Here is a 20,815-nt window from a genome sequence, read left to right as displayed (position 1 = left end):
TGACAATTAACAGCCAAACCCTCCCCCACGATTATAGCTCAATTATGAATGATCAATTATCAATGATTAAAGATTGACGCATGACTGAGATCGGGATGGGTTGTTGTAGCCAAATTTCCAGGGCGGCGGCTCCTTGTTGAATCAGCATTTCTAAGCCATCGATCGCCACAGCACCTTGATTTTTAGCCAGTTGTAAAAAGCGAGTAGGGCGGGGAGTGTAAATTAAATCGTAGGCGATCGCCCCAGATTTTAAACCCTCAAAATTTTCGGCATCTACAGGAGAGCGATCGATATGGGGAGACATTCCCACCGGGGTAGTGTTTACCAATAAATCTGCTTGCTTAATTAAGGGGTTTAATTCCTGCCAATTATGAACATTAACCTTAATGGGAAGGGGCGAATTTAGCCAACTTTGCTTAAATTCTTCCAACTTTTGGGGGTTTCTACCGACTATATGAATTTCTGCCATTCCCAATTCAGCACAACCAGCGACTACCGCCCTAGACGCGCCGCCATTACCTAAAATTACGGCTATTTTTTCATGCCAATTGGGGCAGTTTAATGCCTTGAGGGGAGCCAAAAAACCGGCAACATCTGTATTAGTACCACTCCAGCCTTTATCACTGTACCAAACCGTATTAACTGCCCCTACAGCCGTGGCTAATTTTGAGACATTATCTAGTAGGGGAATAATTGCTTGTTTGTGGGGAATAGTGAGATTAAATCCCTGAATACCGATAGCTTGAAAACCTCGATAAGCTGATGCTAACTGGTCAGGAGCCACTGGAAAGGGTACATAGACATAATCAACGCCGAGATGAGCGATCGCGGCGTTGTGCATAATTGGGGACATAGAATGTTCGACGGGATAGCCAACAATTCCTAACAGTTTAGTTGTGCCTTTAATCATCAAAGTTTACCAGTATTGACATCGGGAACATTTTACGATAAAATCGGTAGATTAATACTAACTAACTATTAACGGTCAACCATTTTAAATTGATGGGCTTCGGCGATAACTGGATTAATATCAAACCAATATTCATCCTCATGGCGATATTCAAAGACCCATAAACTGCGTAATAGGGTTTGATATTCCCTGAGACCCATAATTTTTTTAGTTTGGGCGACCTGACGTAAAAGTTGCCATTCTTCTGATGATATAGCCAACAGTAACTGATGACAACGTTGGCGGATCACATTTTCCAAGATACCCCTGACAATGGGTGGATCTTCTTGTTGTAAACAACTATACAGGAGGGCGAGTAAAGTGCGGACGTGACCACCACTCATAATACAAAGGCGATCGAGAGTTTCTGGACTATCAAAAACCTTAGTAATTAAATGAGTATAATTATCGAGGTCAATACCGGGAAAAGCTCGGACCATGACCATTTTTCGGAGATGTTCAATGCCTTCTGGGTAGGGTGTACCATCAGGAAATTTAACCGGAACCATGGGTAGTGTTTTAGGTTCACTAGCAAATCGGCTGGTTAGTCGTCCCAAGTCACTGGAGAAAATTAACCCGATGGGAATAGTATAAACGACATGGCACTGAAGTTGATTGAGTTGGTCGCCGCGATCGATAAATAAATATTCTGGTTGGGGTCGTCCGGTGGCGCTTTTGGAATTCATGATCCGGTCGAGGTTATCAATAATGACTACTAAGCCGGCTTTTCCCTGTTGTTTGAGTTGTTGAATGGCTGGAAGTAGTAATTCTTTATTGATGGCTTCTAGGATATTGTTGGTGCGGGGTTCGAGGTATTGTCGTAAGAGCGATCGCAGGTCGCGGGAGTCTTTGGCTTTAGCGGTGAGTTTCCCAATTCCTAGAGTGAGGGAAAATTCCCCCGGTTCCGAGAGTCCAGGGATGCCTAATTCTGCTTTGACATTAATTTGGGTGTTGATGACATCAAGTAAACCCTGAATCAGGTTTTTAAAGCCTGTGGGATTAAGTTTGATGTTCATTGATTCGACACTTTCGCTGACCTGACGGGCGATCGCCAAGAGGATATCAGTAATATCGACATCAGCCATATCTAAGTCTTTGGAGGACTCGAAATAGACTACATGAAATTCTTGCTGTTCTAATTCGGCTTTCAGGCGCAATAATTCTGTGGATTTTCCCGAACCGATATGTCCGGTAAATAGTTGACAGGTGGGGCTATCGGGGGAGAGGCGAGAAATGGTGCGAGCAATTTGTTCGATGAGTGTACCTCCGCGAACCCGGGAAAAATTGATGTAATATTTTCGCTCTTCCGGGTTCCCTACGTCTATGGTTTTGGCGGGGTTACACGCCCGAAAAAATTGGCGTAAATCTAGTTTCATTGTTGTCCACTCAATTTAAAGATTTTGACCCTAGTTTTCTTTTCGGGTGGTGATTGTACTAATCCGTAGGTTATGGGGAAAATTGACGTTAATTTGCCAGAAGTTTACCTAATGTCAATCCTAAGCCAGAAATAGAAACTAATATCAAGGCGGTATAAAATTTGTTGAAGGAAACTAATAATTTTTCCCCGGCTACCATTTGCGCGACTACGCCAAAAATAATGGCAATGGCTCCCCAAGCGCCGACGATCGCATCAAGTCCGGTGTTGGCGATCGCCTCTCTGACCGCCCCAGACCCGGCTCCTGACCAAGCTCCTAACCACGCTCCTAATTGAAATCCGAACCAACTACCAACACCGCCACGTTTTTTGACTTGAAACATAGCATCAGAAATAATGCCAATTATCCACCCAGTCGAAGAACCAATTATTCCCCCAATTAACGATCCTAAACCATTCCCGGTTTCAGCCCCAGCTACCCAACCAGCGATCGCTAAAATTCCGGTGAAGCTAAACCCCCAAATAATCGTGCGTGAGTTACTATCGGAACCGATAATTGACCCTAAAGCAGTTCCGGCTATAGCCCAGGCGATCGCAGTAATTAGCCCCCCCGCTTGACTTCCGGCTATTCCTCCCGCTATTCCTCCGGCTATCATCAGAGAAATTAACCAAGGATACTGGGTTTGCGAGCCATAACTGGCTTCTAGGGATAGTCCTACCCAAACCAAGGCGACTAATAACCATGTTCCTGGGTAAATTTCTAAATATCCTAAAATCCAACCTACTAGGGTATAGCTGAAAAATGCCCCGGTTAACCAACCCCAGGGGATGAGTTCGTCACTGGTCTCGGTTTCCCTAGGATTGACTTTCGGCGGTTTTGGTGGGCGCTGAATAGGTGTGGCGGTTACTGGTGGGGTTGGTGGCGGCGGGGAGATGACTGGGTAAGGGGAGAAGTTGGGATCGTTTAATAGGGTCTGTAGGCGATCATAAGCATAGTTGATCTCTTTGAATTTTTCTGTGGCTTGATACTGAATATGGGAGTCGGCGGGATAGCGATCGGGATGCCATAATAATGCTAGAGTCCGGTAAGCCTGTTTGATTTCCTGTAGGGAAGCACCAGGTTTGACGTTCAGAAGTTGGTAGTAGCGATCGATATCGTCCACAATTAGGGATTTTAGGGCTTCGGTAGTGTATGGAATTCTGAGAATATATTAGGACATTCCACTAATTTAGCACCACCACAGCCAGACACCCGCACAATGTTAAGTTCATGGCTGTAAGTTTGGCATTTCAGGTCAATCAGGGTTACAATTGACTATGGATTTTTTCCCTTTGATAACTAACTGTTAGAGTCCCGGTTATGGCTTTTTTTCGTCAATATATCGCGCCACTGTTGGTGGTTATGATTTTTCTGTTGGCTTTGGTGGCGGTGAGTGCGCGTATTTTCCTACCGGGTGATATGCAAGCACCAGCACCTATGGGAGTCATTAACTATTCAGGGGAGATGGCCCCCATTGTTCATCAATTAATGATCCGTGTCTGAAATTTTGGTCTCTGGTTATACTATCCGTTCTGGATCTACTCGCGATCGCTCTTTGTTGGTTAAGTTCATGAATCGCACCTATCGGGAATTGTACCCCGATCAGGATTTCTCTCACCTGGCGAACACTGTAGAACAGTATTTTTCACCCCTAACCCCTCTGTGGTGGGTGGAAATCTCCGGCGGTAAAAACATTACCCCGATCGCCTGTTTATGGATGGGAAATGCTATTAATCAAGTCACGGGCGATCGCATTTCTCATGTCTTTCTGGTTTATGTTCACCCAGAACATCGACTACAGGGAATTGGGGCGGCTTTGATGAATTACGGGGAAAAATGGACTAAAACTAGGGGCGATCGCCAAATCAGTTTACAGGTTTTTACTAACAATAAACCCGCTCTGAGTTTGTATGAAAAATTGGGCTATCAACCTCAATCTTTGGGTTTAGTTAAGCAGCTCTAAATCCGAGAAATGATATCCTCTACATTTTGGGAGGGCGCGTCACACTCAATAAATAATATAAATAATCACCCGACAATTGACAACTTAGGCATCTTAGTAAATATCAATTATGACTATCAATTGTAAATTGTCAGTCATTCTCTAGGGCGGGTGAGGATTAAGGCGGCGCTAACCTGAACCCAGAGAGAATGGGCAAATGTTCATCAAAGGGCAGGGCCACTGTATAATAAACCCCCCACCCCCCCGATCGCCAGACTAATTATCAATTTAGTATGGGGATTATAGAAAACCCATTTTTTGGTAAAATCGAAATTATGGAGGATCAAGATCTGAGTGTAGTTAATTTTGAGCAAACCGCTGAGAGTCCCCTGGACCATTGGCAAGAGGAGGAAGCCCCTAAGCCAGATCCAGAGGAAATGTTGCCGTTGCTTGAGTCCCCGGAACCGCAACACCGGATGATTGCGGCGCGGGCTTTTTGTGAACTTCAAGACCAACGGGCGATCGCACCTTTGATAGGTTTATTAGAGGACTCGTGCCCCCTCGTGCGGGTAAGTGTCGCCTATGCTTTGGGGCGTAATCCTAGCCCGGATGCCGTGGAACCCCTCATTAGACAATATAATTGCGATTGGAATGGTTATGTCCGCAAGGGGTTGGTTTGGGCTCTGGGAAATTGTCGCGATCCGAGGGCTTTAGATACTCTGCTAGAAGCCATTAAAACTGATATTCCCGCCGTGAGACTCTGGGCGGCGAGTTCCTTGGGTCAAATGGGGAAGGTGGGATATGATGGGGTGGTGAAAGCTATTCCCCCCGTGATTGAGGCTTTGCGTGGGGATGAGGTGGCCGCAGTTCGCAGTAATTGCGCTTGGTCTTTGGGACAGTTAAGCCGGGAATTACCTTCTAATGTGGTCTATGCTGGGGCGATCGATGCCTTAATTGAAGCCCTAGAGGAGGATGAGGATTTGAGTGTCCGCGATGATGCTAAGTCTTCTCTGCTACGGGTTGGTGATCCGCGCGGGTTACAGATTATTGAAGAGTTACAGATGGATGGGCTGATTTAGGTCTTTGGAGATGGCTGATGATTTCCTGGTGGCTTTAATTCTGGCGGGGGGACGTAGTTCTCGCATGGGTCGCGATAAGGCTTTAATTCCGGTGGCGGGGGTTCCCCTACTGCGCCGGGTGGTTGAGGCGGCGGGGAGTTGTTGTCAGCAGGTCTATGTATTAACACCTTGGCCAGAACGTTACCAGGCTGTGGGGGGTAGTTATAATCTGCTGATGGAAACTAACCCCGGTCAGGGTCCGATGGTGGCTTTGGCTACTGGGTTGAGTCAAATTGACTGTGTTTGGCTATTGTTGCTGGCTTGCGATTTACCTCAACTACAACCCGATATTTTGCGAGGCTGGAAGGAGCAGTTAACTTTGGTGCCGCCATCCCATTTGGCTATGATTCCCCGTCATGGGTCGCGGTGGGAACCTCTCTGTGGATTCTACCGCCACCAGGCTTTAGAGTCTTTACAGGAATTTATGGCAACGGTCGAGCGATCGCTACAACGGTGGCTAGATCAGGTTCCCGTAACACCTATATCAGTCGGAACTGTGGAATCTCAGATGCTCCTCAATTGTAACACGCCGGAAGATTTGAGGGCGATCGCATCTGAGGGAACATCTGCAAACCTTTGATAATTTCTGATAAGATTATACATAACCGCTAATATCACTTAAATTAGGCAAGCAGAGTCATATTATGAATGTCCTAATTCCGATCGCACTATTAATCGTCTATGTTGGTGGAGTCTGGAAGTTTTGGTCTGGGTTTGGGCGCACCAACTTTGAAAAGAGTTTTGGAAATCGTGTCTCCTTATCATTATTATGGCCGATTTTGTTGATCTCTAATCGTTCCTATCGCCAAAACTTTTCTAAAGCCCTAAAAGGATCGAAGCGCTAATTTCTATCAGCTATAATGTCTAAAAAACCAGACTCTAACCCTTCCTTGGGATTTTTCGGATTATCAACTGGCGGGACTGCTGACCAGTGGCAGTCCCCAATTACTTCCGTAGCCAGCCGTTTTAACCAGGAATATCAAGGAGAACCTTTTGAACTCCCCGAAGAAGTGGAAAATATGCCGATTTTTCGCGATCGCATTTCGGGAACTCTTCAACTAAAACTCACTTCTCCATTTTGGGAGTTAGCCCAACCTAAGAAAAATCAATATTGTTTAGATATTGGTTGCGGAGTAAGTTTTTTAATTTATCCCTGGCGAGAATGGAATGCTTTATTTCATGGTCAAGAAATTAGTTCCGTGGCTAGAGATGCTTTAAATTCCCGAGGTCCTCAGTTAAATTCTAAGTTATTTAAGGGGGTTGAACTAGCCCCCGCTCATCAGTTACAATATGAAACCGGAAAGTTTGATTTAGCTATAGCCACTGGGTTTAGTTGTTACTATCCCCTGGAATATTGGCTAGAAGTTATGGCGGAAGTTAAACGAGTCTTAAAACCACAGGGAATTTTGGTATTTGATGTTCTCAATGGGGAAGTGCCCCTAGCAGAAGATTGGGCGATTTTAGAGACTTATTTGGGAACAGAAGTTTATTTAGAATCTATGGAAAATTGGGAAAGTTTGATTAAAAAAGCTGGGGCTAAGATTGTTAAAAAACAGTCGGGGGAATTGTGGGAAATGTATAAGGTCAGATTTTAATTATTCGGTGAGTTGGTTGCTGCTATACCATCACTAAGTTAACAGATGTGCCCAAATTTGGAGATAAAACTTCTCCCTAATCACCTCCAAATTGAGTAACTGTCAATTATTAAACCTGGGTTCCTGTGATTCTGGGGGTTTTGGGGTGGCTGACCTCTGCGGCGATCGCCTACTTTGTCAAGAAATATTACGATTGCGTAAAAGCTGCGAAATTTGCCGATAACTCGATAGAACATTCGAGCAGAGGTGAGCAATGGCCTATTCCAGTTTGCGATCGCGACCACATCTCCCAGGTCACAACGAGATGAAAACCATCAGCCACAGGACGATTTTGGGTCTGATACTGTCGGCGATCGTCACAAGCTGCGAAGATATCCTCTATCAAAATTCCCCCGCTTCTAATCATTCACCTCCCCTAGGTCAGTTGTGTGATCAATTCACCAAACTTGGCGATCTAATCGGGGAGGTTTTTCTATGCAGCCCAACGCGACGACACCACAGCTTTTTATATTCGCAGGACACAGGAAACAATTATTTTATTTGAGGGTTTGAATGGTGTTTAAAGAGCAATATGCACTACAACCAGGGGGACCCGAAAGATTGGTTGTTTCCTGGGAGAAGGGATGGCAAAATTTTACCATTTATTTAGATGGACGGGAACTCGGTAAATTTGTCGATCCCCAAGCTATCAAAGACGGACAATGCTTTGATTTGAAAGACGGCACGCAAATTAAAGTTAAGCTGATTCGTGACTTTATTTTTTGGTATTTACAAATTCTGTGGCGCGATCGGCCGGTTCCCGGTTCCGAAACCGATCCTGAAACTCAACTCAGAAAGGCTTATAACATCTTTGCGATCATCTGTAAAATTGGGGGCGCTTGTGTTGGCTTAGTATTCCTTCTGTCTTTATTAGCCATCAGTGAGGTAGGTGCTGGGGTAATTCTTCTGCCTGTCTTTTTACTATTGCCAATATCACCATATTTTCTAATTGCTTATTTTTTGAAACGGAAAGCAAAACTGGCAGCTTATTTCGCCATCTGGTTATTTTTCTTCTTATATATTTATACTTGGTTAATATTTTGGAGTTCAGTATTGATGAGCATTTTCCTAGTGTTAGCGAGTTTAATGGATGGCTTCTTTAGTTTTGTAGGCATGACAATATCAGTTGTAATATTTAATAGAGTGTCACGTTTTTTATTGCATTTATTTTATGCGGGTTTCAAAAGGGTATGGGCTGCGCCGATCGCCATTTATCAACTCGATCCGAAAACGCTATTAAATTCTGAGTTTTATCCTAATTACCAATATCAAGATAATGTCAATAATCCCATTCCCATTCAATCAAATTCGGCTATTTTGACCAATCTTTCCAATCTCACAAATAGACCACCTGCACCACCACCTGCACCACCAACACCAAAACCACCAACACCACCAAAACCACCAAAACCGATGACTCCCCCTATACCGAGGAGGGTAAATAATGCAGCGATCGCCAAAATGCAAACCTTGCATCCAGAGGGTTATAAAGTTTATCAACAAGCCGAACAATCCCAAGATCCTAACATCTTTTTTCAAGCCGGAGAAATGTACGATCGCAGCTATAGTTCATTCTGGGGAGATGGCATTTTTTCGGGCAAATATGATCGCCATTTTATCAGGATGTTGGGGATATCAATTGATGTGGTGGGAATGGAAACAGCCAAACAGGAAGCCACAACGATTATCAAAAATTCCCGCGATTCTTTAGTGATTAGTTGCTTGTGTTATCGGAAAGCGATAAAACTCGATTCTAGTCACTACTGGGCAACCTTAAAATTAGCAACAGCCCTCACCGCAGCATTACAAATTGAGGCATCACTAACCTATTGGCGACAAGCCTTAAATCTTAATCAACGGGACACTTTATCAGCCCTAACTGCGGACTCAATGGGATTTGATAATCGTTCGACTGCCGCCAAAGAAGTCATGTATAAGTTAGGACTCGGCAGCAACCCGCAGCAGTTTGACTCTAATTTTATCAAACAGCAGGCGATCGCCAAAAAACTGCTCTGTGATAACCCTTACTTGAGCGACAATATTCCTAAATTAAGAACTGGATAAATTATGAGGGTTAAGATTTGTTAAAATTTTCGGATAAAACTTGCCAAAATAGCGGAAGACAATTAAAGTATAAATAATCAAGGTTAAATTAATCATGGGAAATATAGTTGGGATCGATTTGGGAACTACCAACTCAGTGGCTGGCTTCAAGTTAGCTGAGGTACAAGTAGTTACGGCGGCGGATAACTCCCCACCTGATCGCAAATTAACCCGGTCAGTGGTAGCGGCTGATCGCAATGGTTTAATCGTGGGAGAACAAGCCTATCGGCAACTGGGAGATGGAGACACGGAAAATGTGATAATTTCCATCAAGCGATTAATCGGACGAGGCTTTAATGATCCGGTGGTGCAAGAACAATTATCTCGCTTCAATTATAAGATTACTCAATCGAGCCAAGGGACGGAAAATAGCCTATCGGTTTGGTTAGGTGGACGGGAATATCTACCGGAAGATATCTCCGCCGAAATCGTTAAAAAAGTAGTGGTAAATGCCCAAAATTATCAGCAGCGATCGGGGCAAACTAGCCAGATTACGGAAGCTGTAATTACGGTTCCCGCCTATTTCAATGATAAGCAGCGATACGCCACGGAAATCGCCGCCCAAAAAGCCGGATTAAAACTGCGGGAACTCCTCCCAGAACCAACAGCAGCAGCTATTTCTTACGGTTATCGTCCGGGGTCGGATGAGGTGAGTACGATCTTGGTTTATGACTTTGGTGGGGGGACTTTAGACTGTTCGATTATTACTTCGGTTGGCAATCAATTTATTGAGTCGGCAAAAGCGGGGGATTTGTGGTTAGGTGGGGACGATTTTGATAACTGTATTGTGGAATTTGTCAAACAGGAAATCGCCCGGATTGAAAAGCTGGATAATGTCGATCGCTTAATTCAAAAAATGCCGCATTATCAACGAGTGCGGCTACTGGCGGAATTGAAAATAAAGACGGAACAGGCGAAAATTCAACTCAGCACCCAAGGAGCAGCGGAAATCATTACCGCGACACCTTTAATTGATGACATGGGAATGGCAATTCCGATTCAAGTTACCATCACTCGCCAAGAGTTTGAAAAACGCATCGAACCGTTAATCGATCGCTCAGTAAAAATTGCTCAGGATGCGATTAAATATTCAGATTATCCCCTCGATCAAATCGATGCCATTCTGTTGGTGGGCGGTTCGGCTCAGGTGCCGATCGTCCAACAAAAAATCCGCCAAGCCTTCCCTCAACATCAAGTTGTAGTTCACGATCGCCCCATGTATGCGGTGGCGGAAGGGGCGGCGATCGTGGCGGCGGGACTGACGGAAAAAGTCACGACTGTTTCCCGTGATTATTGCATCGAATTGGTGGATGAGCCGCGATTTGTAATCATTAGCCAGGGCGATATTCTTCCGGTGCAAAAGTTCCATACTTTTAAAACTGAAGCGGACGGACAATCCCTAATTCACTTTAAATTTTTTAGCCCGGATCGCGTCCGCCAAGAACTCGATCGCCGATCTCAAGATGAGCGGATCGGGGATATGTGGTTAGCCCTGGATCGCCCCTATCCAAAAGGTACGGAAATTTTAGTGACGGTGGAACTTGACGAGGAAAATAACTCGCTCCAAATGACGGCTGCCCTGAAAAATAATCCCCAGGTTAAAGTTAGTTGTTCATTCTCGCGGGGGGGAGTTAATGAGGAGATTTCTCGCCAGGTTGAGGAACGAATTAAACAACTGAATGCGGCGGGTAACTTAACGGAAATTGGGGTAAAACGTGCTAATGAAATCGCGGGGGAAGTGGTGCGATCGGCTAACCAAATTTATTATAATGGTCAAGTCCAGCGCGATCGCCTTAACCAAGCTGAAACTAAACTCAAGGAATTAGAAGAATTTGCTAATGATGAGTTAGATATTGCCAAGATTTTCATACTGCGATTTGAATTGGCGCTGGAAGTGTGCGATCAGCTAATCCATGAAGATCAAAAATATCGGTTGCGGAATTTAGTTGCTCAACTGCAACAAGCCCTAAATACCAAGAATATTTCCAGCTTGCAAAAATTAATAGAAGATAGCAAACGAGAGTTTGATAACTTTCCCGATAGCGTTAAACTGGTCCTGGCAATTCGGGAGGAAATCGCCCGCATTCACCATATTAACCCCAGTCACGCGGGAGGTATGGATGTCAAATTTAATCAATTGTTGAACGCATTACAGCAAGGAAATGGCAGCCAAGCTAATAGCCTGCTGCAAGAACTTCAGGCTGAGATTATTCCCTATTTAGATCGGGAATTACCCACAGGAACTATTGCTACAGGATTGACACGATGACGATTAAACTCACCTGTCCGGTGTGCGATCGCCCGGAAATTGAGGGTAATATTTGCCCCAACTGTGAAACGGATCTCACCCTAATTCGCCAACTGCAAGAACTCCCCCAAGTGGCGGTTGAGGCTGCGGTTATTGCTGCCCCTAAATCACCTCAAAATATCCGACAGTTATTGTTGTTAATGGGCGTGATGATTTTACTGTTGGGAATTGCTTTGGGAGGATTTATCAGCCGTCAATTGCCGGTGGAAACCGCCTCGATAGCGACCACAGAATTGGTCGAAACAGCGGGATTTATGCCCTGGCTGAATAAACAGAAAATCGATAAAAATAGCCGAGAATCGTCATCCTGTGGGGGATTTTATTACTCGGTTCAACGGGGGGATTCCCTGTCGAGAATTGCGCGCAAGTTTTATGGGGAGGGGTCGCGCTGGCCTGAATTAATCGAAATGAACCCGAATTTAAAAGGTAGAGAAAATAAGATCGAAGTTGGGGAAGTTATTTTTATCCAAAACTTACCAGAATACTGCCTATGAATGCAATTATTAATTGGGTTGATACTCTGACATACGCACTGTTTAAGGTAGAAATTGTTGATTTCTGTCAGAAGGTTTCTGTGACTAAGCAGGAAATCAAAACCGCCCAAAAACTTGCTGCCAAAAATAAGCTAATTGAAGCTACCAAAAAGGGTCAATCTACTATTAGCAAATGGTCAAATTCGCCGGCTTTCGTTGAGAAAAAACTGCGACAGCTATTGATGGGCGATTTGTTAACTGATTTTAAGTTGGAGATGAATAGGTGGAAAAGGAATATAAAATTTGCTAAAAGCATGATAGTTTCAGCTCAGAATTTAGAAAAATCTGATGCTGGCGATCCGCTGGATACGACGAATTTATCAAAGGCTTTGTTAACATATAAAAAATGTCGAACAATTCTTGAACTAGATATTGTCAATAAAGCGATCGCTCGCTGTGAACACAAAATGATGAAATACAATCAATTTAGGAGTTTATTTAAAGAAGGTCAAAAATATTGCCAACAAAAAGATTATAAAAGAGGGAAACTGAGTTTTGAGCGAGCCCAAACATTATTTAAAATTCCACTGCTGGAAGAGGCGATCGCCGATTGTTCAGGATATCTTCAGGGACAAATTCAGTATGAAGCAGCTTTAGAAAAAGCGGTAAATTTAGGGAAAAATGGTGAATTTCAGTCCGCCCTAAATGTGATTAATTTAGCCTTAAATAAGTTCGAGCGCGACGATGGTAAAACATTGCGGGCGACACTAAACCGGGTGATGCAAGGAAAAGAATATTATGGTCAGGGACTTTGGGCGGAACAGTCGGGAAATTTAGGACAGGCTATATCATTTTACCAAAAATCATATCAGTTACTCCCGGAATTAACAGAAGCCCCAATTCGCTTGGCAATTGTTTCCCTAAAAACAGGGAATTGGCAACAGGCGATCGCATATTTGCAGGGACATTCAGGAGAAAAAATTAAATATCTGCGTGGTTTTGCTTACGTCCAACAGGGTGATTTTCAACAGGCTGAAGTGGAATGGCGATCGCTATCCCATCCCCAAGTTAAAAGTCAATTGGAAATTGTCCGCACATTAAGGGGGCGCGATCGCTTAAAATTGATGTGGTCTATTCAACAGTTGATTGATAATAATAACCTAGACAATGCTGGTGCTATGAGCCGTCAATTTTTACATACTTACGGCTCAGATTCGGTGGTTGAGGCTAATCTCCATAACCATATTTTACCGCGCCTAGAAGCTCAAATTTGGGAGGGTCAAGATTGGCAAAAAATTGTCCAAATTACGGAACAAGTTTGGTTGAAAAACCCAGATTTTAAATCTCTGCATAATTGGGCGATCGCTACCTATTATAATGCTCAAATTAACAGCAACACGCGCCGGGATTGGGTGGTTTCTTCTACAACGGCTTTAGCGAATTTGGCGGGCGATCCAGCTTTACACAATATTCCTTGGCTGCCGAAAAGTTCCATTAATATTGAGGAAATTTTTAGTCATTTGATGGCTACCCTAGAACGGGAAATTGATAGTTTAAAAGATGAGAACTTAGCGGAGTATATGAAACTGCGAGATCAATTTCGTCTGGATGCGATCGCCCTGAAATTAGTTAAAAAATTCCCCCATCAAGCCGCCCAAATTAATCACCTAATTTTATTACCGGGATGTTACCATCGCTACCAGCATCAATTGGGCAGTATTAATATTCCTCAAACCTCGAATTCTGTATCGACAGAAAGCAATATTTTACCGGCTCTTTATACGTCCTGGGGTGCGGCTGTGGCGGCGGCATTTGACGGAGATGGAGAACGGGCTATGCAACTTAAACCGTCTCGGAGTTACCAATTTAATTATTCTCAACCAAGGGAATATTTTGCCCAAAAATTTCTAGCCTACTCGGAAGGACGGCACTATCTGCAAAAGCAACGGTGGCGAGAGTCAGTGTCGGCTTTAAATGCTCTCAAAAATGAATGGCGATCGCACCCAGAATGGCATCAAGAACTTGAGCGCTTATGTGAGTCTCAGCGTCAGGAGTTAAACAGTTTATCAGAGCATCTGGCTTTTAGTGATTTTTGGTATCAACTATTGGGAACTGAAGCATCTTGTAGCTATTGGGTTGAATCTCGTATTCAAGAAATTGTCGAAAATATGCAGCATAATAAAATTGATAAAAGTCGCGCTTTATCTCAACTTCGAGAACTGCAAAAAACCGATAGTAGAAATCCCCGTTTAATTTATGTCATTGAAGCCTTAGAATTTGAGATTGAGGTTAATGAAATTATTGGTTTGATGAAATATGATCTAGATAATGCCGTCCGACGTGCCAAAAACTGCCATAATCAGAAAGTGAAGCGACATATTGCTGCTATGTTAATAGAAATTTTAATTGCGGCAGTTAATGAAGGTCAAATGAATGCGGAAACAGCAAGAAAATTCGCCAGTTGCGCCCATCAAATTTGCCCCAATGACCCCGAATTTGTGGATATTTATCGTCAATGTGGAATTTATTAAATTATGTCAAATCAACTATCGAATCCTAACCCTTATCAGGTTTTAGAGGTTTCTCCTTCGGCATCAAAAGCCGAAATTACTAAGGCTTTTGCGATGGCAATGAAGCGGAAAAAATACTCCCCCGATTTAATCGCTAGGGCTAGAAAAGCCTTGATGGATGAAAAAGAACGTTTAATTGCTGATTATTTGCATCCGGTTTTACCACCCATTCAGCGGTTGAAGCGACAGGATTTCTCGGAACTTGAAAAACCGATTCCGGTTTTCGAGATGATTTCCGAATTTGATGATCTCTCGTCAGCTATTGGCGCGGACAAATCGGGCGAGGTGGCTCAACAATTGGGGCAAAAAATGTTTATTGAATTTTTAAGTATTTAAGATGATGAATGATTCAAACAAACTGGAAATTACTGCCAAATTTCGTGACGAACTCCAAACAATTATCGGTCAGCTTTTTAAAGAAAAAACTTTAATGCAACAGGAATTAATGGAGAAAGAACAGGAGGAAAATGCACGGCTAGAAACGCTATTTTTGGAATTTTTAGAAGTGGTCGATTCTCTGGATTTTTTGATTGAATATTTGCACAATAACCCAGAACCAGATCCAAAAGCGATCGCCCGTTTTCCCCAGTTAATCGCTACCATTCAGAAGAAACTACTCAATACCCTAGAAAAACGAGAGGTTATAACTATTGATTTTCAGGGGAAAAAACCAGATTTTGAGGTGTGTAAAATTATCGATCGCGAAGTTAATGGCGACCTGGAAAATGAAACGATCACCAAAATTGTCCGGCGGGGATTTCAATATGGCGATCGCCTTTTGCGTCCGGTGGAAGTGATTGTTTCCAAGTCCGAATAATACTGGCGGGTTAAGTGGGAATTTTAATTAATGTCTAAAACTCGCACTAAAAAAGCAAACTGATCGGCAATTTCTTCGATGATTTTAGCCATCGGTTTTCCCGCCCCATGTCCGGCTTTAGTTTCAATCCGAATTAACACGGGGTTGTCGCCACTGTGGGCGGCTTGTAAGGCTGAGATAAACTTAAAACTGTGGGCGGGAACTACGCGATCGTCATGGTCTCCCGTGGTGATTAAAGTAGCAGGATAGGCTGTTCCTGGCTGTAAATTATGCAGGGGAGAATAACTATAAAGAACTTGGAATTCTTCCTGATTTTCAGGGGAACCATATTCAGAAGTCCAAGCCCAGCCAATGGTAAACTTATGGAAGCGTAACATATCCATTACCGCCACTGCTGGTAGTGCCGCCCCAAACAATTCTGGGCGTTGGGTAATACAAGCACCCACTAATAAACCGCCATTACTACCACCGGATATAGCTAGTTTATTTACCTGGGTATAATTGTGGTGAATTAACCATTCAGCCGCTGCTATAAAGTCATCAAAAACATTTTGTTTTTTCAGTTTCATCCCGGCTTGATGCCATTGTTGACCATACTCGCCACCCCCCCGCAGGTTAGCCACAGCATACACACCTCCCATTTCCATCCAAACTAAACGACTTACCGAAAAATTAGGGGTTAAGGAGATGCCAAAACCACCATATCCATACAGCATTGTGGGATTATTCCCGTCGAGTTTTAAGCCCTTTTTATGGGTGATAAACATGGGAACCATTGTACCATCAGGACTGCTATAAAAAACCTGATTTGTCTGGTAATCTTCGGGGTTAAAATCGACAGTTGGCTGTCGATAAAGTTGACTTTCTCCTGTGACTATATTATACTTATAAATGGTGGGAGGAGTCGTAAAACTGGTAAAGGAATAAAAGGTTTCTGTGTCGTCTCGTTTACCATCAAATCCCCCCACTGAACCAATACCCGGCAACTCTACTTCCCGGACTACAGTTCCATCTAGGTTAAAAATATTCACCTGGGAATGGGCATCTTTGAGGTACAGGGCAACAAACTGATTATTTAGGGTGCTGACTCCTTCCAGGGTTTCTATGGCTTCTGGGATGATTTGATGGCTATTTCCGGTGTTAATATCAATGGCTATAACTCGACCCATTGGGGCATCTAAATCTGTCCTAAACCAAAATATTTCTCCTTGGTTATTAATGAAGCTATATTCTGCTTCAAATTCGGATATTAATTCGACGACTGGGCTATCAGGTTTGGTTAAATCCTGATAAAAGACGAGGTTTTTGGGGTCGGTTCCTTGCCATACCGAAATAATCAGATATTGACCATCTTCGGTGACAAATCCATTGAAACCCCATTCTTTTTGGTCAGGACGTTGGTAAATTAAAACATCTTCTGATTGAGGGGTTCCTAGGCGATGATAAAACAGTTTTTGGTAATAGTTAATATCCTCGAATTGAGTTTCTTCGTTGGGTTCATCATAGCGACTATAAAAGAATCCTTGATGGTCGTGAGTCCAAGATGCACCGGAAAATTTAATCCACTTGAGATGATCTTGGAGTGGTTTTCCGGTGTTAATATCCATCACTTTCCATTCTTGCCAGTCGGAACCTGATGCGGAAAGACCATAGGCGATTAAATTGCCATCTTCACTAATGGAAATTCCTGATAAGGCAACGGTTCCATCTTCTGATAGTTGGTTAGGGTCTAATAAAAGTCTGGGTTCGCCTTCCCATGAGTCAATTACATAGAGAACACTTTGGTTTTGTAAGCCGTCGTTTTTAAAGTAAAAATAGCGTTTCCCTTGTCGAAAGGGGATGCTATATCTTTCATAATTCCATAATTTGGTCAAGCGATCGCTTAATTTTTGGCGGCTGGGAATGGTGGAGAGGTAATCAAATGTTACCTGATTTTGGGCTGTTACCCAAGCCTTGGTTTCGTCAGAGTCCAGATCTTCTAACCACCGATAGGGGTCAGTGACTTGGATGCCATGATATTCGTCTACTTGATCACTTTGGCGGGTATGAGGATAAATCAGGGGTTGATTGAGAGCAGACATAATTAATGAATTTGACAACAATATTCTAGTTTAACCTATCATTTCTCTTTTCGGTATAGGCAACTTTTGGGCACAACAATATGTGAGATGCTGGAGCCATCATCTACTGCATAAGATACTGAGTTACTGGGCTATTGACTAACGGGAATCACCCAAGATTTTTTGAGAGAAGAACCGGCCGGACATTGGATTCTGTTTTCCCCGGTTTTGGGAGGGGCGATCGCATCTGATCTGGGCGGTTTACGCAACTGATTAGATGAATGATCTACTAGACAAACTCCTCCGAAATTTTGAGTAACATTTTCATCAGTAACTGCCAATAAAGCACTAGCCAAAGAAATGATTAACTCGGAATCATCAGGACATTCAACCACGGGAGAGTTACCCCGTGATAATTGAATCGGCGCTGATAATTTATCCTGACTTTTACACATTCCCGCCACTGTTTGTATGAGGTTATCTCCAGGAATAATAAATACAGCACCAGCAAAATTAGGCAGACGTGAATTGGTAGGTATAGCATCAATTAAAACCAGGTTTTCATTAACATTAATCGCAAAGTTATACCCAGGTCTACCCTCAGATGTTGTGCGATATAAAGCATCTAAATTGTCGGTGAATCGATTGTAATGAAAAAGCTGTTGGCTTTGGTTTTGCAGTAAGTCGGTTAAGACTTCTCTGGCGACTTTTTCATTTTTTCTATCTCGTCTCTCGATCAATGAGGACCATATCGCAGCTATTATTCCCAAACAACTAATTAGGAAGACCAAGGCAAAAAATGAAAAATAGATGCGCTTAGGATGCCGTTTAATCCAACTTTTAATCATGGCATAAAATTGGGGTAACAGTGTCAACTTCAATTATAGCATTAATAGATTGACGATCGCCACTAATTTAAGACCCATGGCGATCGCAGTTGTCACAATGACCACAGCGAAATGATTGTGCTTCTGTCCCAAAGCCAAACGCCTCTAGTATAAATTTCCAGCGACAGTCACGGGTAGCAAAATAGCGAGTCATTTGGCGAATCGCAACTGTGTTAGAATTTTCAGTTAAAGATAGTGATGTATCTTTAATTTGATAATTAAACAAATCAACCCACTCTAATTTTCCCTGAGAATGCAAAAGAGACAAGGCGATCGCACTGTCGGGAAAACGACTGATCACTGTTTCTAAATTGCCTTTTTGGGGAAGTTTTTTAATCAAGGGTTTAGCGGCCATCATTTGTTGGCGAAAATTATCTTGTAAAAACGACAGCCTTTGTCTATCTTCAGGATACAGCCAGCCCGTCGGTTCACAGAGAATAGTCAAGGCTTCTGCTGGTTTTCCGTCTCGTCCAGCCCTTCCTACTTCTTGGATATATTCTGATAGTAATAGGGGTGGTTGAAACTGAACCACCCACCGGACATTGGGCTTGTTAATTCCCATCCCAAAAGCAGAAGTACACACCACAAATTGCAGCTTGCCTTCTAACCATTGAGATTCAATTTTGCGCCTTTTTTCCGCCGATAATCCAGCATGATAAGGGGCAGTTTTATAGCCAAATTTCTCCAGCCAGGCTGTCAATTCTTGACTATCTCGACGGGTGCGAACATAAATCAAACCGGTTTGCTTTTGATGTTGTTTCATCAAACTTAGCAAGCATTTTCGCCGTCCCATGGGAGTAAAAACTCGGCGAATTTTAAGGTGTAAATTATCTCGATATGGACTCAGTAAAAATTCTTGAGGATCTTGTAACTGTAACACCGTTTTAATAGTGTTTTGGGCCGTGGGATCAGCGGTAGCGGTAAAGGCAGCGATCGCTATTTTGCTACCTGGTGGTTTATGTTTTAATAAAGTGGGACGCACCGCCCCTAAACGGCGATAATCAGGTCTAAATGTATCGCCCCATTGAACTAAACAGTGACATTCATCTAAAATCAAACCATTAATAGAAACCTGGGGTTTATTGATTAAATTCCACACCGGCTTACTTAATAAAGTTTCCGGTGATAAATAGAGCAATCGCAGGCTGTTTGTTTCCAATTGATGCAAAGTGTGCCGCCGTTGCCTGGGGGACATTTGACTATGAATAATACCGGCACTTAAATGGCGATCGTGTAATTCTTTTACCTGATTTTCCATCAAGGCTACCAGCGGCGAAACTATTATGGTTAAGCCATTTTTTAATAACGCTGGCAGTTGAAAACAGATAGATTTACCGCCTCCAGTGGGCAGAACAATCAAGGCATCTTGACCCCTGATAATAGCCTCAACAATTTCCTGCTGAGGGGGGCGAAAATCATCATAACCCCAAAAACGTTTTAGGGCGTTTTTTACTTGTTCAGTTGTGGTGGTTTCAGAAGGTGGAATCATGGCTGTGATTAGGGGTAAAGCGCGAAAATATAACCAAACTGTCGTCAATTTTAGATCATCGACAAATTATCAGTCCCAGATTAGGCAGTCAGCCTAGTTGCCAAAATTGATGATTTCATTTAAGATTACCATTAATCTTGTTCACCAGTAGGGGCAATTCCCAATCCTTAATCAAAATTTGTGATTTCTGCTATGTCACCGACTCGCCAAACCCTAGAATTAAAAACCCTGAAACTTTCCTATTTAGAGTGGAACCCTAACGGTCAACAGCCGTTGTTGCTTCTACATGGACTAGCCGATCATGCCCTAGTTTGGACAAGTTTAGCAGAATATCTGGGCGATCGCTATCATATTATCGCCCCCGACATGAGAGGTCACGGAGACAGCGACAAACCCGATCACGGTTATACATTCGATGAGGCGATCGCCGACCTAGAAGAGTTAATGGATCACCATCACTGGTCAAACGCCCACATTTTAGGTCATTCTTGGACGGGTAAATTACTACCTATTTGGGCCAAAAAACACCCAGAACGTTTCCGCTGTATGATTTTAGTCGATCCTATTTTCATCACTAAAATGCCTGGGTTTCTCAAATTAACCCTTCCCATAGTTTATCGTAAATTAGACTCGTTAAAATGTCTAGGACCTTTTGAGAGTTTCACCGCCGCTGAAAACCAGGCTAAACAACTCAGACAGTTTTCGGGTTGGAGTCCTCAGCAACAACAAGTTTTTGCCGCCGCCATGGAAGCAAAACCTGATGGCAAATGGGGGAGTAAGTTTAGCATTACCGCCCGTAATGAAATCTTTTTAGAAGTGATGAAAATTCCAGGATTAACAGAAGCGATCGCCATACCGACCCTGCTAGTCCAACCGGAAAAGGGAGTTAATCGTATGGAATGGCAATTAAAACCCTATCAAAAGTATCTCACCAATCTAACTATTCAACAAGTGCCGGGGAATCACTGGCCGTTTTTAGTCGCATCAGAATCTTTCAATCAAACCATTTCCGAATTTTTAAACCAGCACAATTAGACCATGAGGATATCA

At 43.1% G+C, this 20,815-nt stretch carries 21 protein-coding genes; 15 read left to right on the top strand and 6 right to left on the bottom strand.

Annotated elements, in window-relative coordinates; all coding sequences use genetic code 11:
- Positions 1 to 52 precede the first annotated feature (52 nt).
- The 3 genes from P5674_RS06420 to P5674_RS06410 all read right to left on the bottom strand — a co-directional run bounded on the left by P5674_RS06420 (position 53) and on the right by P5674_RS06410 (position 3,487).
- A complete protein-coding gene (locus P5674_RS06420) occupies positions 53 to 910 on the bottom strand; it encodes a shikimate dehydrogenase (protein WP_014277410.1) in 858 nt (285 codons plus the stop codon).
- A 68-nt stretch (positions 911 to 978) separates the two neighbouring features.
- Positions 979 to 2,325, bottom strand: a complete 1,347-nt coding sequence (locus tag P5674_RS06415) for a P-loop NTPase fold protein (RefSeq protein ID WP_006620232.1) — start codon at positions 2,323 to 2,325, stop codon at positions 979 to 981.
- A gap of 88 nt (positions 2,326 to 2,413) precedes the next feature.
- Positions 2,414 to 3,487: a J domain-containing protein gene (locus tag P5674_RS06410; RefSeq protein WP_315669867.1), complete on the bottom strand. Its 1,074-nt coding sequence runs from the start codon at positions 3,485 to 3,487 to the stop codon at positions 2,414 to 2,416.
- A gap of 197 nt (positions 3,488 to 3,684) precedes the next feature.
- Here P5674_RS06410 and P5674_RS06405 point away from each other — a divergent pair, with 197 nt between their 5' ends.
- The 14 genes from P5674_RS06405 (at position 3,685) to P5674_RS06340 (ending at position 15,329) form a co-directional block, all read left to right on the top strand.
- Positions 3,685 to 3,867 (top strand): hypothetical protein, encoded by a 183-nt coding sequence (locus P5674_RS06405; protein WP_006620230.1) that lies wholly within the window; start codon positions 3,685 to 3,687, stop codon positions 3,865 to 3,867.
- Complete coding sequence (locus tag P5674_RS06400; protein ID WP_014277412.1) at positions 3,860 to 4,327, top strand: GNAT family N-acetyltransferase; 468 nt, start codon at positions 3,860 to 3,862, stop codon at positions 4,325 to 4,327. The genes P5674_RS06405 and P5674_RS06400 overlap by 8 nt, the downstream gene beginning before the upstream one ends.
- Positions 4,328 to 4,641: 314 nt before the next feature.
- Positions 4,642 to 5,385 (top strand): HEAT repeat domain-containing protein, encoded by a 744-nt coding sequence (locus P5674_RS06395; RefSeq protein ID WP_006620228.1) that lies wholly within the window; start codon positions 4,642 to 4,644, stop codon positions 5,383 to 5,385.
- Positions 5,386 to 5,395: 10 nt separating this feature from the next.
- Entirely contained in the window at positions 5,396 to 6,004 is a 609-nt protein-coding gene (locus P5674_RS06390; RefSeq protein WP_043468751.1) for a molybdenum cofactor guanylyltransferase, read from the top strand.
- 64 nt (positions 6,005 to 6,068) lie between these two features.
- Complete coding sequence (locus P5674_RS06385; protein WP_006620226.1) at positions 6,069 to 6,269, top strand: hypothetical protein; 201 nt, start codon at positions 6,069 to 6,071, stop codon at positions 6,267 to 6,269.
- A 15-nt stretch (positions 6,270 to 6,284) separates the two neighbouring features.
- Positions 6,285 to 7,019: a class I SAM-dependent methyltransferase gene (locus P5674_RS06380; RefSeq protein ID WP_006620225.1), complete on the top strand. Its 735-nt coding sequence runs from the start codon at positions 6,285 to 6,287 to the stop codon at positions 7,017 to 7,019.
- 91 nt (positions 7,020 to 7,110) lie between these two features.
- Positions 7,111 to 7,242, top strand: coding sequence for a hypothetical protein (locus tag P5674_RS06375; protein ID WP_286131418.1), 132 nt, complete (start codon positions 7,111 to 7,113; stop codon positions 7,240 to 7,242).
- Between the two features lie 30 nt (positions 7,243 to 7,272).
- Positions 7,273 to 7,563 (top strand): hypothetical protein, encoded by a 291-nt coding sequence (locus P5674_RS06370; protein WP_315669866.1) that lies wholly within the window; start codon positions 7,273 to 7,275, stop codon positions 7,561 to 7,563.
- A gap of 8 nt (positions 7,564 to 7,571) precedes the next feature.
- Positions 7,572 to 9,122, top strand: a complete 1,551-nt coding sequence (locus tag P5674_RS06365; protein ID WP_315669865.1) for a hypothetical protein — start codon at positions 7,572 to 7,574, stop codon at positions 9,120 to 9,122.
- A gap of 94 nt (positions 9,123 to 9,216) precedes the next feature.
- The gene (locus P5674_RS06360) at positions 9,217 to 11,430 is read left to right on the top strand and encodes an Hsp70 family protein (protein ID WP_006620223.1); all 2,214 of its coding nucleotides are present in this window, start codon (positions 9,217 to 9,219) and stop codon (positions 11,428 to 11,430) included.
- Positions 11,427 to 11,963, top strand: a complete 537-nt coding sequence (locus P5674_RS06355) for a LysM peptidoglycan-binding domain-containing protein (RefSeq protein ID WP_006620222.1) — start codon at positions 11,427 to 11,429, stop codon at positions 11,961 to 11,963. The genes P5674_RS06360 and P5674_RS06355 overlap by 4 nt, the downstream gene beginning before the upstream one ends.
- Entirely contained in the window at positions 11,960 to 14,473 is a 2,514-nt protein-coding gene (locus P5674_RS06350; RefSeq protein WP_006620221.1) for a tetratricopeptide repeat protein, read from the top strand. Before P5674_RS06355 ends, P5674_RS06350 begins: the two co-directional genes overlap by 4 nt.
- Before the next feature lie 3 nt (positions 14,474 to 14,476).
- Positions 14,477 to 14,848, top strand: coding sequence for a molecular chaperone DnaJ (locus tag P5674_RS06345; protein ID WP_006620220.1), 372 nt, complete (start codon positions 14,477 to 14,479; stop codon positions 14,846 to 14,848).
- A 1-nt stretch (position 14,849) separates the two neighbouring features.
- Complete coding sequence (locus P5674_RS06340; RefSeq protein ID WP_286167394.1) at positions 14,850 to 15,329, top strand: nucleotide exchange factor GrpE; 480 nt, start codon at positions 14,850 to 14,852, stop codon at positions 15,327 to 15,329.
- Between the two features lie 23 nt (positions 15,330 to 15,352).
- Here P5674_RS06340 and P5674_RS06335 read toward each other — a convergent pair whose 3' ends face one another.
- The 3 genes from P5674_RS06335 to P5674_RS06325 form a co-directional block, all read right to left on the bottom strand.
- Positions 15,353 to 17,410: a prolyl oligopeptidase family serine peptidase gene (locus tag P5674_RS06335; protein ID WP_006620218.1), complete on the bottom strand. Its 2,058-nt coding sequence runs from the start codon at positions 17,408 to 17,410 to the stop codon at positions 15,353 to 15,355.
- A 131-nt stretch (positions 17,411 to 17,541) separates the two neighbouring features.
- Positions 17,542 to 18,237 (bottom strand): type IV pilin-like G/H family protein, encoded by a 696-nt coding sequence (locus P5674_RS06330; protein WP_006620217.1) that lies wholly within the window; start codon positions 18,235 to 18,237, stop codon positions 17,542 to 17,544.
- 67 nt (positions 18,238 to 18,304) lie between these two features.
- The gene (locus P5674_RS06325) at positions 18,305 to 19,765 is read right to left on the bottom strand and encodes a RecQ family ATP-dependent DNA helicase (RefSeq protein WP_035737916.1); all 1,461 of its coding nucleotides are present in this window, start codon (positions 19,763 to 19,765) and stop codon (positions 18,305 to 18,307) included.
- 192 nt (positions 19,766 to 19,957) lie between these two features.
- Here P5674_RS06325 and P5674_RS06320 point away from each other — a divergent pair, with 192 nt between their 5' ends.
- Complete coding sequence (locus P5674_RS06320) at positions 19,958 to 20,800, top strand: alpha/beta fold hydrolase (RefSeq protein WP_006620215.1); 843 nt, start codon at positions 19,958 to 19,960, stop codon at positions 20,798 to 20,800.
- Positions 20,801 to 20,815: the final 15 nt, after the last annotated feature.

The organism is Limnospira sp. PMC 289.06 (assembly GCF_032350395.1).
GTDB classification, from domain to species: Bacteria; Cyanobacteriota; Cyanobacteriia; order Cyanobacteriales; family Microcoleaceae; genus Limnospira; species Limnospira platensis.
This window is presented reverse-complemented; position numbering and strand designations above follow the sequence as displayed.